Source organism: Mesorhizobium sp. B2-4-19 (assembly GCF_006441315.1).
GTDB lineage: Bacteria > Pseudomonadota > Alphaproteobacteria > Rhizobiales > Rhizobiaceae > Mesorhizobium.
The window spans coordinates 239,917-254,018 of sequence record NZ_VFUV01000002.1 but is presented as its reverse complement, the minus strand read 5'-3'; the positions used below and the strand labels follow the sequence as shown (position 1 = coordinate 254,018).

The following is a 14,102-nucleotide window of genomic DNA, read 5'->3' as shown; positions in this document are numbered from 1 at the left end:
GGAAATGAGCAGGGCGCTGGAACTGCTAATCTCCCCGCTCGAGGGGGAGATGTCCGGCAGGACAGAGGGGGGCGCCGTAGAGCGCAATTCCACGCGATTGAACTCCACCGCCTGCCGTCTGCGAGCCCTCAATGAAAGCGCCCGATCACATCATCGTCGGCAGTGGCATCAACGCGCTGGTCTGCGCGGCGATGCTTGGCGGCAAGGGTGCCAAGGTGCTCGTCCTCGAACGCAACGACCGCATCGGCGGCTGCATGCGCACCGAGGAGATCACCGCGCCCGGCTTCGTCCATGACGTGATGGCGACGACCTTCGTGCTGTTCATCACCTCGCCGGCTTTTGCGGCATTGGGCGGCGACCTCGCCCGGCACGGGCTGGAGTTCTGCCACACCGACGCGCCGACCGGCGTGCTGCGGCCGGACGGCAGCCATGCGGTGCTGAGCACCGACCGCGCCGCCAACGTCGCCGCATTCAATGCTATCGCGGCGGGTGACGGCGACCGGCACGCCGACGATGTCGGCGGCATCGAACGCAATGCCGGCCTGCTGTTCGGCCTGCTCGGCGGCAGTCTTTGGTCCTATCCGACGGCCAAGCTTTTGGCCGGCGATGCTTGGCGGCGCGGCCCGCGCGGCCTTGCCGCCTTTCTCGGCGAGGCGCTGGCGCCGGCACGCGGCTGGCTGGAAAGCACCTACCAGTCCGAAACCATCCGCGCGCTTTGGGCGCCCTGGGTGCTGCATGCCGGGCTGGGGCCGGAAGATGCCTTCTCCGGCCAGATCGCCAAGGTAATCGCCTTCGCGCTCGAAGCCGCAGGCGCCCCGATCGTCAAGGGCGGGGCAAAGAACCTGCTGTCGGCCTTCGAGGCATTGATCATCGAGCGCGGCGGCGTCATCTCCACCGAAGCGGACGTCGCCTCCATCATCCTGGCTGGTGGGCGCGCCACCGGTGTGCGGTTGGCCTCGGGCGAAACGGTCCATGCGAAGAAGAGCATCATCTGCTCGGTGACGCCGACGCAGCTTTATGGCCGGCTGCTAGGCAGCGAGGCGCCCAAAGCCGATATCGAGGCAACGCGGAAATACCGCTACGGCAAAGGCAACTTCCAGATCCACTACGCCCTCGACAAGCCGCCGGCATGGCGCGGCGAAGGCCTGGACAAGGTGGCGCTGCTGCATCTGACGCCAGGCCTGGATGGCGTATCGAAAGCCTGTAACGAGGCGGTGCGCGGCTTGCTGCCGGAAGTGCCGACCATCTGCGTCGGCCAGCCGCACGCGCTCGACCCGTCGCGCTGCCCGCAAGGCAAGGCCATCCTCTGGCTGCAACTGCCAGAGGCGCCGCGCCACATCAAGGGCGATGCCGCCGGTAAGCTGCAGGCCCTGGCTGATGGGCAATGGACCGACGCATTGCGCGAGGCCTATGCCGACCGCGCTGAAGCGATCCTCGCCAGCCACATCGATGGCTTCAAGGACAGCGTGATTGCGCGCCGAGCCTATTCGCCAGCCGATCTCGAGGCGATGAACATCAATCTGGTCGGCGGCGATCCCTATGGCGGATCCTCGACCATCGACCAGTCCTTCCTGTGGCGGCCGTTCAAGACCAGCCGCAACCACCAGACCGGCATAAAGGGGCTTTATCATATCGGCGCCTCGACCCATCCGGGCGCGGGTCTCGGCGGCGGTTCCGGCTTTCTCCTGGCGGGGAGGCTGTGATGGAACAGAAGGTGGCGGAAAAGCGCCAGCGCATTTCGACGCTCGGCCAGATCGGCCTGCAGCAATTCGCGCCCTATCTGATGAACCGCATCATGGGCCGCTACAACGCCACCTTGCGCGATGATTTCCGCAGGCAGGGTCTGACGATCTCGCAGGTGCGCACGCTGGCCGTGCTGTCGGTCACCGATGGCGTCACCGTCAACGACCTCTCGGTCTATACGGTGATCGAGCAGTCGACCTTGAGCCGCACGCTGGACACGCTGGAGGGGCAAGGCTTCGTGCGGCGCGAGCAGGGCGTCACCGACAGCCGCATCCGCCATGTCTTCCTGACCGATGAGGGCCGCGCCGAGTTCACCCGCGCCTGGCCGGCCATGCATGACGCGTTCGAGGCGATGTTCGACGATATCGACGACGCTGAATATGCGGCACTCATCGCCACGCTTTTGAAGATGCTCAAGAACATTCGCAAGCACGACATCTAGACGTACGCGCCGGTTCGCGGCGGCAACGGAAGGAGGCAGAGATGGCCGAACGGTCTTTCGCCAAGGAAGTCGAGAAACTCAGGCTCGGTGCCGGCGAGGAGTTTGCCGGCGAGGGCATCCTCGCCATCACCAAGGCGCTGCTGCAATGCGGCGTCGGCTATGTCGGCGGCTACCAGGGCGCGCCGATCAGCCATCTGATGGATGTGCTGGCCGACGCGCAGGACATTCTGGGCGAACTCGGCGTGCATTTCGAGGCGAGTGCTTCCGAAGCCACCGCCACCGCCATGCTCGCCGCCTCGGTGCATTATCCCATCCGCGGTGCCGCGACCTTCAAATCGACCGTCGGCACGAATGTCGCCTCCGATGCGCTCGCCAATCTGGCGTCGGGCGGCGTCACCGGCGGCGCGCTGATCATCGTCGGCGAGGACTATGGCGAGGGCTCCTCGATCATGCAGGAGCGCAGCCATGCCTTCGCCATGAAGAGCCAGGTCTGGCTGCTCGATCCACGCCCCAACCTGCCGTCGATCGTCAAGGCGGTGGAGGACGGATTCGAGCTGTCGGAAGCCTCCAACACGCCGGTCATGCTGCAGGTGCGCATCCGCTGCTGCCACGTTCACGGCCATTTCACCGCCAAGGACAACAAGCGCCCGCCGATGACGGTCGCCGATGCACTGGAAGCACCGCGCCGCGACACCGGCCGCATCGTGCTTCCGCCCGCCTCCTTCCTGCATGAGAAGGAGAAGGTGGCGAAGCGCTGGCCGGCCGCCGTCGATTTCATCCGCAAGAACAGGATCAACGAATTCTTCGGTTCGGATCACGGCTCGGTCGGTATCATCATGCAGGGCGGCATGTACAATTCCGTCATCCGCGCCTTGCAGCGTCTCGGCCTTGCCGACACCTATGGCGAGACGGACGTGCCGCTCTACGTGCTCAACGCCGTCTATCCCTTGATCGACGACGAGTTCCTGTCTTTCTGCGAGGGCAAGCAGGCGGTGCTGGTCGTCGAGGAGGGCCAGCCAAACTACATCGAACAGGCCTTCGCGGCGATGCTGCACAAGGCCGGGCGTGGCTCCAGGCTGGTCGGCAAGGAATATCTGCCGATGGCCGGCGAATATACCGGCCAGGTCATGCTTGACGGCATCGGTGCCTTCCTGCGCGCCGAGGCGCCGCATCTGCTGCCCGGTGAAGTGCGCGCGCCCAACAAGGTCGGCGACGGCGTCGACACCGCGGACCTGATCAATGTCGTGCCAGGCCGTCCGCCGGGCTTCTGTATCGGCTGTCCGGAGCGGCCGATCTTCGCCGCGACAAAGCTGGTCGAGCAGGAACTCGGCAAACACCACATCGCCTCCGATATCGGCTGCCACCTGTTTTCGATCATGCCGCCCTTCGAACTCGGCGCCACCACCATGGGCTATGGTCTCGGCCCGGCCTCGGCGTCGGCGTTCAACTCGCCCGACGCCAAGCGCCGCTCGATCTCCTTCGTCGGCGATGGTGGCTTCTGGCACAACGGCCTGACCTCCTCGATCGGCAATGCCGTGTTCAACAAGAATGACGGCGTCATCGTTATCGTCGACAATTTCTACTCGGCCGCCACCGGCGGGCAGGACATCCTGTCATCCCGCGCCGGCAACAAGACCAAGTCGACAAAACATCCGATCACCGAGGCGGTGAAGGGCATGGGCGTCAAATGGCTGCGCCATGTCGACCGCACCTACGATGTCGGCAAGATGCAGGACACGTTGCGCGAGGCACTGACGACGGAGGAGAAGGGGCCGAAGGTCATCGTCGCCTCGTCAGAATGCATGCTGAACCGCCAGCGCCGCGAAAAGCCGCTGGTCGACAAGGCGATCAAGGGCGGCGAGCGCGTGATCAAACCGAAATTCGGTGTCGACGAGGACATTTGCACCGGCGACCACGCCTGCATGCGGTTGTCGGGCTGCCCGTCACTGTCGGTGAAGTCGCTCGACGATCCGCTGCGCGATGATCCGGTGGCATCGATCGACCAGAACTGCGTCGGCTGCGGCAATTGCGGCGAGGTCGCCGATGCCGCCGTGCTCTGCCCGTCCTTCTACCGCGCCGATGTCGTGCACAATCCGAGCCGCTGGGACCGCTTCCTGGAAAGCGCGCGCCGCGCCACCATCAGCCTATTGCAACGCCGCCGCGAAAGCCGGCGCCTGACCTTCGCCGATGCTTGACGCTGTTCCCCCATTCCGCGCCAAGACCAGCGAACAGGACGACGAGCGCGTCATCAAGCTGGCCGTGCTGGCGGTCGGCGGCCAGGGCGGCGGCGTGCTGGCCGACTGGATCACCGATGTTGCCGAGCGCAATGGCTATGTCGCGCAATCGACCTCGGTCGCCGGCGTCGCGCAGCGCACCGGCGCCACCATCTACTACGTCGAAATGGCCCGTGACACCGGCCGGCTGCCGGTCTTAGCGCTGTCGCCCTCGCAAGGCGATGTCGACATATTGATCGCCGCCGAGCTGATGGAAGCCGGCCGTGCCATCATCCGTGGTTTCGTCACGCCGGAGCGCACCACGCTGATAGCCTCTTCGCACCGCATAGCCGCGGTATCGGAGAAGATCGAGCCGGGCGACGGCCGGGCCTCATCTGCCAAGGTGCATGCGACGGCGGAAGCCGCATCGAAGCGCTTCATCGCCTTCGACATGGAAAAGATCGCCGCCGACAACGGCTCGATGATCTCCGCCAGCCTGCTTGGCGCGCTGGCGGGCTCGGACGCACTGCCCTTCACGCGCGAAAGCTACGAGCAGGCGATCGGTGCCGGCGGCCGTGGCGTCAAGGCCAGCCTCGCCGCCTTCGGCGTCGCCTATGACCGGGCGCGCGGCACGGCCGCACCGGCGCCGAGGCCGGCAGGGCCGGCCATTGTCGAATCCGCCCTGGGCACAGGGCGCGTGAGCGGCCCGCAAAACCTGCTGCAAGGCTGGCAGGCGCTCGGCGCCCGCATCGACCTGATGCCCGTGGCGGTGCGCGACATGGCATTGCGGGGTCTGAGGAAGGTCGTCGACTACCAGGACATCGCCTATGGCGGCGAGTATCTCGACCTGCTGGACAAGGCCGTCGCACTGGACCGCGCCGACCATGCCCATGCGCTGTCCATCGCCGCCGCCAAGCACCTCGCCAACGCGCTGTGCTATGACGACATGATCCGCGTCGCCGACCTGAAGACGCGCTCGACCCGTGACAAACGGGTGCGCAAGGAAGTCGGCGCCAACGACGGTTCGATCCTGCAGGTCACCGAATATTTTCATCCGCGCATCGAGGAGTTCTGCGGCACGATGCCGGCGGGGCTGGGCAGCTATATCGAGAGCCGGCCGAAGCTTGCCGCTTTCCTCGACCGCCGCATCAACCATGGCCGCCGCATCCGCACCGACAGCTTTGCCGGCTTTGCGGCACTCTGGTTCATCGGCGGCCTGCGCCGCTGGCGCCGCGGCCTGCTAAGGCACAAGGTCGAGACCGCGCATCTCGATCGCTGGTACGCGCTGGCGCTCGCCCATGTGCCCCAGGACTATGCGCTCGCCGTCGAAATCCTCAACTGCCGCCGGCTGATCAAGGGCTACAGCGACACCCATGTTCGCGCTCAGTCCAAATTCGACCGCGTGCTGTCGGCGCTTGCCATGCTCAAGGGCCGCGACGATGCCGCCGACTGGATCCGCCGCCTGCGCGAGGCGGCGCTGAAGGACGAAAAGGGCGACATGCTCGACGGCGCGCTGAAGACAGTGGCGACGCTCGGGCCAGGTCCGGCAACCTCGGCGCCCTAACCCCGAGATACCAGAGACGTCAGCGGTTCCGGCTCCGTTTCCAAGCGCAATGAACGCCGTTCATTTTTCGCTTGAACAATGTTCAAGATGTGATAGTGTGCGTCTATGAACGACGTTCATTTCTGGCGGACCGAAAGCCACGATATGGACATCGGGCACTGTAAGGAAGTTTAACCAGCTCATGACTATCACTGAGCTTGAAATAGCGCCTGCAACCCGCAGGACCTCCGGCGAATAGCCGCAGGGTTCCGCCAAATGGAAATCGCCATGAACACGCATCTGATGTTGTCCCGGCGCTTTGCGCCTCTGTTCTGGACGCAGTTCCTGTCCGCCTTCAACGACAACTTCCTCAAGAACACGCTGGTGTTCCTGATTCTTTTCACGCTGGCCGCCGACCAGGCGGCCTCGCTGGTCACTTTGGCGGGCGCCGTCTTCATGGCGCCTTTTCTGCTCTTGTCCGCCCTTGGCGGCGAGATCGCCGACCGCTTCGACAAGGCGCTGATCGCGCGCCGGCTCAAATTCGCCGAGATCGCCGCCGCGGGTGTCTCCGTCGCCGGCATCGCGCTGTCGTCTATTCCCGTGCTGATGACGGCGCTGCTGATGTTCGGCATCATCTCGGCGCTGTTCGGGCCGATCAAATACGGCATCCTGCCCGATCACCTCGAGCGCAAGGAACTGCCCAAGGCCAACGCCTGGATCGAGTCGGCCACGTTTGCCGCCATCCTCGGCGGCACCATCGCCGGTGGCGTCGTGTCGGCCGATGGCATCGGCGTCATGGTGTTCGGGCCGATCATGATGGCCCTGGCCGTCGGCTGCTGGTTCGTCAGCCGCTACATTCCTCCCACGGGTTCCGCGGCACCTGACCTCGTCATCGACAGGAACGTCTTTCGCTCGACCTGGCGCCAGGTCAGCGAGTTGCGGACCGACACGCGGATCTGGCGCGCCGGCCTGATGACCTCATGGTTCTGGCTGATCGGCGCCATCGTGCTTTCTATCCTGCCGACCTTGATCAAGGCTTCGCTCGGCGGCAACGAGATCGCCGTCACCGTCTATCTCGCTGTGTTCGCCGTCTCGATCGCCATCGGCTCGGCGATCGCCGCATGGATGTCGCAGGGGCGTATCGTGCTTCTGCCCGCACCGGTCGGCACGGCGCTGCTGGCGCTGTTCGGCCTGCATTTGGCCTGGACCATATGGAGCATGCAGCCTTCGCCGAAGGCGCAAACCCTTGCCTTGTTCTTTGCCGGGCCAAACACCATCCGTGTGGCGATCGACCTCGCCGGCATGGCCATCGCCAGCGCCTTCCTCGTGGTGCCGACCTTCGCCGCCGTGCAGGCCTGGTCGCCCGAGGCGCGCCGCGCCCGCGTCGTGGCTGCCGTCAGCATCGTCAATGCCGGCTTCATGACCGTCGGCGGCATCCTTGTCGCCGCGATCCAGACGAAAGTCTCCACCGGCGGCATCCTGTTCGGTCTGGCCGCGGCCAATGCCGTCGCCGCCTGGCTGATGCTGAAATTCCTGCCGACCAACGCCTTCCGCGATTTCGTCTCCATCCTGTTCCGCGCCTTCCTGCGCCTGGAGGTCGAGGGCATGGAGAACCTCAAGGCGGCCGGCAAGGCGCCGATCCTGGCGCTCAATCATGTCAGCTTCCTCGACGGCCCGCTGGCGCTGACGCTGACCGACGAGGAGCCGGTCTTCGCCATCGACCACGCCATCGCCCAGGCCTGGTGGATGAAGCCGTTCATGAAGTTCGCCCGTGCCTTGCCGCTCAATCCGGCCAAGCCGATGTCGACCCGCACGCTGATCAAGATCGTGCAGGCCGGCGATCCGCTGGTCATTTTCCCCGAAGGCCGCATCACCGTCACCGGCGGGCTGATGAAGGTCTATGATGGCGCCACCATGGTGGCGGACAAGACCGGCTCGATGGTCGTGCCGATCCGCATCGACGGGCTGGAGAAAAGCCCGTTCTCCCGGCTGACGTCGCAGCATGTGCGCCGCCGCCTGTTCCCGAAGGTCAAGGTCACCATACTGGAGCCGGTCAAGCTGCAAGTGCCGCCGGAACTGAAGGGCCGCAAGCGCCGCGCCGCGGCGGGGTCTGCACTCTATCAGGTCATGTCGGATCTCGTCTTCCGCACCCAGGACATTGACAGGACGGTGCTGGAGAAGATCATCCTGACGGCGAATGAACGCGGCATGAAACGGCTCGCCGTGCAGGATCCGGTCACCGGCTCGCTGAGCTATGGCAAGCTGCTGACAGCGGCCGCCGTGCTCGGCGAGAAATTCCAGAACCTTTACACCGATCAGCAGACGCTCGGCATTATGCTGCCCAACGCCAACGGCTCGTGCGCCACGCTGCTCGGCGTGATGTCGTCCGGCAAGGTGCCGGCGATGATCAACTTCACCGCGGGTGCCGCCAACATCCTTTCCGCCTGCAAGGCCGCTGAAGTGAAGACCGTGCTCACGTCCCGCGCCTTTGTCGAACAGGCCAAGCTTGGCGCCGTGGTCGAAGAGATCGGCCGCTCGGTCGACATCGTCTGGCTCGACGATCTGCGTGCAACCATCGGTCTCAAGGACAAGCTGCTTGGCCTGTTGCGCAAGTCGACACCGCGCGCGCCGCGCAAGCCTGACGACCCGGCGGTAATCCTGTTCACCTCAGGCTCGGAAGGCACGCCGAAGGGCGTCGTGCTCACCCATCGCAACATCCTGGCCAATGCCGCCCAGGCGGCCTCGCGCATCGACTTCCACTCGGGCGACAAGGTGTTCAACGTTTTGCCAATCTTCCATTCCTTCGGCATGACGGCCGGCACGGTGCTGCCGTTGATCTCGGGCGTGCCGGTCTATTTCTACCCGTCGCCGCTGCACTACCGCATCGTGCCGGAATTGATCTACGCATCCAACGCGACGATCATCTTCGGCACCGATACGTTCCTCAGCGGCTATGCCCGCACAGCGCACCCCTACGACTTCCGCTCGATACGCTATTGTTTTGCCGGCGCCGAACCGGTCAAGCCAGCGACGCGCATGACCTATATGGAGAAGTTCGGGGTGCGTATCCTCGAGGGCTACGGCGTGACCGAAGCGGCGCCGGTGATCGCCATCAACACACCGATGTACAACAGGTCCGGCAGCGTCGGCAAAATCATGCCCGGCATGGAATACCGCCTGGATTCGGTACCCGGCGTGGATGAAGGCGGGCGTCTCTACGTGCGCGGCCCAAATGTCATGTCGGGGTATCTGCGCGCCGAGAAGCCGGGTGTGCTGGAACCGCTGGTCGACGGCTGGCATGACACCGGCGATGTCGTCTCGGTCGACGAGGGCGGCTTCATCACCATTCGCGGCCGCGCCAAGCGTTTCGCCAAGATCGGTGGCGAGATGATTTCCCTCGCCGCCGTCGAGGCGCTGGCGGGTGAATTGTGGAAAGGCTCGTTGTCGGCGGTCGCTTCCGTGCCGGATGCGCGCAAGGGCGAGAAGCTCATTGTCATCACCGAGGCTCCCGGCGCCACACGTGCCGAGTTCCTGGCCTTCGCCAAGGCGAATGGCGCCATGGACCTGATGGTTCCCGCCGAAGTGCGCGTCGTCCCGAAAGTTCCGGTGCTCGGCTCCGGCAAGCTCGACTTCGCCGGCGTGACCAAACTGGTGCGGGGGCAGGAGGCGCCGGCCGCCAAGGTCGAGGCCGCCTGATCGAGGCGACATGCTCGACGACGCCGCGCTGAAAGTCGCGGCGTCGCTTGGCGAGCACTCTGCCCGCTTACGAATATGTGATCGGACCACTCACCCGGCATTCAGCCGGCCGAGTGGTATGTTGTCCTCGGGAACGCAACCATGGAGGACACGATCGGGCGCTTCCCCAAAGATAGCGCCCCCGTGACGCCATCGTGCTACTTCAAGCGACGAGATCCCGCATCGGCTTCACCGCCGCCGACTCGGGAAACACCTTGTCGCCGAGCACGGCGGCGGACAGGCCGAACTGGTCGGCGAGCAGGCCTTTCAGCACCGCCCTGACATCGCTGGTCGGGGCGAGGTCGCGTTGTTGGTAGAGTTGCGCCGGCTTCAATCCCGGCCAGTCCGCGATGACATTGCCGCCCTTGATCGCGCCGCCGGCGAGCAGCACCACCGTGCCGGTGCCATGATCGGTTCCGACCGTGCCATTGATCTGCGCCGTGCGCCCGAATTCGGTGACGGCGACGATCGCCGTGTCCTTCCAGCGCTCGCCGAGACCCTTCTCGAATTCCTCGAAGGCGCCGTCGAGGCCGCCGAGCAAGGTGGCGAGCCGCCCGGTCGCGCCGCCTTCGTTGACATGCGTGTCCCAGCCATCGAAGGCAAGCGCCGCAACACGCGGCCCGTCATCGGCCGCGATCAGCTTGGCCGCACCTTGTGCGGCCTGCCGCATCCCGGCGGCGCTGCCGAGACCACCCTTCGGCCTCATCGCCCCATCCTTCGGCTTAATCGCCCCATCCTTCGGCTTAATCGCGTTGCCGCCGATCTGGTCGTCGAGCGCCATGCGGTCGGCATCGAGGCCCTTTTGCAGGGACACCGCCAGCACCGGATCGCGATGCTGGTAGAGGTCGAGAACCCGCGCCGCGAGGTCGCCGGCCGGCGCCGGCAGCGATTGCGGCGCCCAGCCGAGCACGGGAGCCGCGCCGCGGATCACCAGCGGCGTCGATGGTCCGACGGCCAACCCGCCAAGCGTCGCCACGCGGTCGCCCGCCGGCAGGCTCTCCAGCGCCCGGTTGAGCCATCCGGTGGCGACGTGGCCCGGCCCGGCAAAGCCGCTTTCCAGCACGTCCTGGCCGTCGAAATGCGAGCGTTCGCGATAGCCGGTCGCGGCCGCGTGCACGACCGCCGCCTGCTTGTCCTTGAACAGCCGCGCGAAGACCGGCATCGCCGGATTGACCGCGAAGAAACCATCGAGCGGCAATGCCGCGTGCGGGCCGGTGAGCGACAAAGCGATGTCGCCATGCAGGCCGGCATAATCGGGATCGCCGATCGGACCGACCGCCGACAGGCCGTCGAGCGCGCCGCGCAGCACGATGACGATCAGCCGCGGATCGCGATTATCGGCGGCGCGGGCGAAGCGGGGCAGATAGGCCCAGGCAAACAGCGCGCCGCCGGTCATCAGCACGGCGCGGCGGGAAGGGTGAGGGATTTCACAAAGCAGGCTCATGACTTGGTCTCCATGGGAGTTGTCGGCGCCGGACCTGTCGCTCGCGCTATCGTCTCTGGAATTCGGGCGCCATCAAGAGCAGCGCCAGGCCTTGCTGCTTGGACTCGGCGCGGGCGACCGCCTGCCGCGTTTCCGGCGAGGCGGAGGGACCGATGACGGCGTCGAGCATGTCGTTGGGATTGCCGATATCCTTGACCTGGCGGGCCGCCTGCCAGGCGATGTCGAGGCGGATCTTCATGCCTTCGGCCGAGGCCCAGCTGTCCGCCTGGTCGGAAAAACCGTTCGGCCCCGGCGGTTGCCAGAGCGGCTCGCCCAGCGCATTGAGCCAATTGAGCGACTGGCCGGGATCGTTCGCCGGACCCGGACCTGCCGCCCGGCGGATGGCGGCGATATAGTCGAAAGGCGAGCGCATCTTGGCCAGCGGCGTCGACCAGGCCTCCGGCATGTCGATGAGGGTCGCCGCCAATGCCCGGAGACTGCCGTCGCTCTTGGCGAAAACCTTGGCCAGGCGCGCGACAGCCGCGGGCGGCGGGTCGTCGGCTATGAAATGACGGGCAAGTTCCGTGGCGATGTGCTGCGCCGTCGCCGGATGGCGCGCGATGTCGTTGAGCGCCGCCTCGGCCTGGCCCATGCCGCCGGCCGGATAGGTCTTGCCCAGCAGCACCGCATCGCCCGGCTCATGTGCGTTGGCGTTGAAGACGGAACTGCCGGGCTCGCCGAGCCGGCCTTCGCGCCCGGCCATCGTCCAGCCGGTCAGGATGCGTGCGAAACTGGTGACGTCGGCCTGGGTATAGCCGCTGCCGACGCCCAGCGTGTGCAGTTCCATGATCTCGCGGGCGAGGTTTTCGTTGAGGCCGCGCCGGCGGTTCTTGCCGGCGCGCGAGTCAGGGCCGATCGATTGCTGGTTGTCGAGATAGAACAGCATTGCCGGATGCCGCTCCACCGTCATCAGCATGTCGGCGAAACGGCCAAGCACGAAGGGCCGGATGGCTTCCCGCTCGAAGGCGCCGGCGCTCGCCCGCACGATGTTGTCCTTCGCCACGGAGACGCAGAAATGGTTCGACCAGAAATACACCAGGCGTTCGACGAAGCCTGCCTCGGCGCGAAAAGCCTTGTCGAGGCGCGCCTGAGCTTCAGCGCGAAACAGCGTGGCCTCGATTGGCGGCGCGGGTTTGGCCGGCGGCGCGGGCGGCGGAGCAGGTTGGGCAGGCGCACCCCGTTCCGGCGTGGCCGGGGCGCTCGCCATTGTGGGCTGCGCCGTTGCTGCGACCATGCGCTCGCGGTCGAGCTTGCGTTGGAAGTTTGCCGCCATGCTGGCCTGGATGGCCGGCGTGCTGCCCGGCAGGCGCGCATAGGCCGGATCGTCGAGCGAGATCATGGCAATGTCGGCCTGCCGCAGTTCCGCCTTCAGATAGCCGCGCGGGTCGTGGGCCACCCTGTCGCGGTCGCCGGGCCTTGCCCCGAGCCCGAAGCGGTTGAAAGCGACGAGCACTGGATCGGGCGGGGAATTGGAGGCCGGGATAGCCAAGTCAGCTCTCCATTGCTGGGGCTTCCCGCGCACCGCGCCGGAAGCCAGTTCGAGCCGTTTCGTGCCTGTTCAACTGAGGTCGTGGGGCCGGCGATATTGTCGACCCCCGAGGCCCTTACCAGCGATGCCAGCGGTGCCAGTGACGGTGCGGATGCCACCCATAGAAGGCCGGGCGATGCCAATAATGGTAACCGGGGTAGACGACCACGCGATTGGGGACGCAGCGTCCCCAGGGATTGGGATGCCAGCCAGGTCCGCAACCCCAGGCGACGTGCTCGACCAGCGCCGGGGCGGCAAGCGGCGCCAGCGGCATCGCCGAGGATGCCGCGACCGTAGCCACCGTCCCGGTCATCGCGAGAGCGGCGGTGGCCGCGTATTTTGTCAGATAGTTCATGACCATGCTCCGAAGTTGTCCGAGGTTGAAACCTGTCGGCGCCAGATGGCCCGGCAGGTCCTGCCCTTCATCTCGTTAAACGGGCGCCATCGGCATTTTCCGTCGGTCGTCACGGCGATTTTTTTGGCGGTGTCGACGGCTGCGGCCCGGCGCGCCTTGAGAGCCCTTCCGCCAGCAGGCTGCGATCCTCGGCGGAGCCTGCCGCCGCGAACTCGATGATGCGCTGCTCCAGTCGCGTGCGCACGGTGACGTCGGCATTGCGGGCCTTCTCCAGGGCGGCCGCCAGGGCCGCCGTGTCGAGGACGGGCTGCCGCAGCAGATCCGCCGCCTCGCGCCTGGCCTGCTGGCCGTCGCGAATGATTTCGCGCGACTCTTGGCGGACGTCGCGCAGCGCCTTGCGGAACAGCGTGCGCTGCTGGTCGGGAAGCCGGCCGCCGGCCGCCTCCAGCGAATAGCCCTGGGCCGGCTTGCCGCGTTTTATCCAGACGGCCCCGCCGGCAAGCGCGCCGGCCAGGAAGACATTCAGCACCACCGATGCGATGAGGAGATTACGGCCGGTGCTCATAGGTCTTCCTCGATCGTGTCGGGCCCGGCATCGCCGAACGCCGTCGCATTGGCGTCGAGCACATAATGGTCGGGCTGAACTTCGGGGGTGACGACGGTCACCAGGGCCAGTCCGGCAATGGCGCCGGCCAGCCCTATGCCGGCGAGCCCCAGCCCCAGCCACCAGAAGCGCTGATGCCGCCGCCGGACGATGTACCGGTCGGCGGTCCGCAGGATCGTGTCGTGCAGCGCCTTGCCGGGGTGCGGGACGCGATAACTGTCGAGCAGGGCGTCGAGCGTATCGGCCCGTCGCGAGATGGCCTGGCCTGTCTCGCTTGAGGCAAAGGCGGTGGCGGCGTCGCGCTCCGCTTGTGGCCAGCGCCGCAGATCGCCGCCATAGGCTTCGGCGAGCGCCGCGAAACGCCTGGCGTCCATTGCCGGTCCGTCCTCGATGTCTTCAGCCATCTGTCTTCCCCTTGCCCCTTGGTGCCGCGTGCCCACGCGGGTTGGAAACGAG

General features: G+C 66.2%; 10 protein-coding genes. 5 read left to right on the top strand and 5 right to left on the bottom strand.

All coding sequences use genetic code 11. The features are described from left to right. Positions 1-131: 131 nt before the first annotated feature. The 5 genes from FJ546_RS04455 (at position 132) to FJ546_RS04435 (ending at position 9,637) form a co-directional block, all read left to right on the top strand. Positions 132-1,703 carry an NAD(P)/FAD-dependent oxidoreductase gene (locus FJ546_RS04455; protein WP_140888252.1) on the top strand — a complete coding sequence of 524 codons (1,572 nt, stop codon included), beginning with the start codon at positions 132-134 and terminating at the stop codon, positions 1,701-1,703. Continuing rightward, positions 1,703-2,185, top strand: coding sequence for a MarR family transcriptional regulator (locus FJ546_RS04450; RefSeq protein ID WP_140888251.1), 483 nt, complete (start codon positions 1,703-1,705; stop codon positions 2,183-2,185). Before FJ546_RS04455 ends, FJ546_RS04450 begins: the two co-directional genes overlap by 1 nt. A gap of 41 nt (positions 2,186-2,226) precedes the next feature. Then, the gene (locus tag FJ546_RS04445) at positions 2,227-4,380 is read left to right on the top strand and encodes an indolepyruvate ferredoxin oxidoreductase subunit alpha (RefSeq protein WP_140888250.1); all 2,154 of its coding nucleotides are present in this window, start codon (positions 2,227-2,229) and stop codon (positions 4,378-4,380) included. Continuing rightward, a complete protein-coding gene (locus FJ546_RS04440; protein WP_140888249.1) occupies positions 4,373-5,962 on the top strand; it encodes an indolepyruvate oxidoreductase subunit beta family protein in 1,590 nt (529 codons plus the stop codon). Before FJ546_RS04445 ends, FJ546_RS04440 begins: the two co-directional genes overlap by 8 nt. Before the next feature lie 267 nt (positions 5,963-6,229). After that, complete coding sequence (locus FJ546_RS04435) at positions 6,230-9,637, top strand: acyl-[ACP]--phospholipid O-acyltransferase (RefSeq protein WP_140888248.1); 3,408 nt, start codon at positions 6,230-6,232, stop codon at positions 9,635-9,637. Between the two features lie 202 nt (positions 9,638-9,839). Here the strand turns inward: FJ546_RS04435 and FJ546_RS04430 are convergent, their stop codons facing one another. From FJ546_RS04430 to FJ546_RS04410, 5 genes are all read right to left on the bottom strand, one after another. Beyond that, positions 9,840-11,120 (bottom strand): DUF1501 domain-containing protein, encoded by a 1,281-nt coding sequence (locus FJ546_RS04430; protein WP_140888247.1) that lies wholly within the window; start codon positions 11,118-11,120, stop codon positions 9,840-9,842. Between the two features lie 46 nt (positions 11,121-11,166). Beyond that, positions 11,167-12,648 carry a DUF1800 family protein gene (locus FJ546_RS04425; RefSeq protein WP_140888246.1) on the bottom strand — a complete coding sequence of 494 codons (1,482 nt, stop codon included), beginning with the start codon at positions 12,646-12,648 and terminating at the stop codon, positions 11,167-11,169. A gap of 115 nt (positions 12,649-12,763) precedes the next feature. Continuing rightward, positions 12,764-13,042 (bottom strand): hypothetical protein, encoded by a 279-nt coding sequence (locus FJ546_RS04420; RefSeq protein ID WP_140888245.1) that lies wholly within the window; start codon positions 13,040-13,042, stop codon positions 12,764-12,766. Positions 13,043-13,151: 109 nt separating this feature from the next. Beyond that, on the bottom strand, positions 13,152-13,607 hold the full coding sequence (locus tag FJ546_RS04415) for a periplasmic heavy metal sensor (RefSeq protein WP_140888244.1): 456 nt from the start codon (positions 13,605-13,607) through the stop codon (positions 13,152-13,154). Further along, positions 13,604-14,050 (bottom strand): hypothetical protein, encoded by a 447-nt coding sequence (locus FJ546_RS04410; protein ID WP_246686745.1) that lies wholly within the window; start codon positions 14,048-14,050, stop codon positions 13,604-13,606. The genes FJ546_RS04415 and FJ546_RS04410 overlap by 4 nt, the downstream gene beginning before the upstream one ends. Positions 14,051-14,102: the final 52 nt, after the last annotated feature.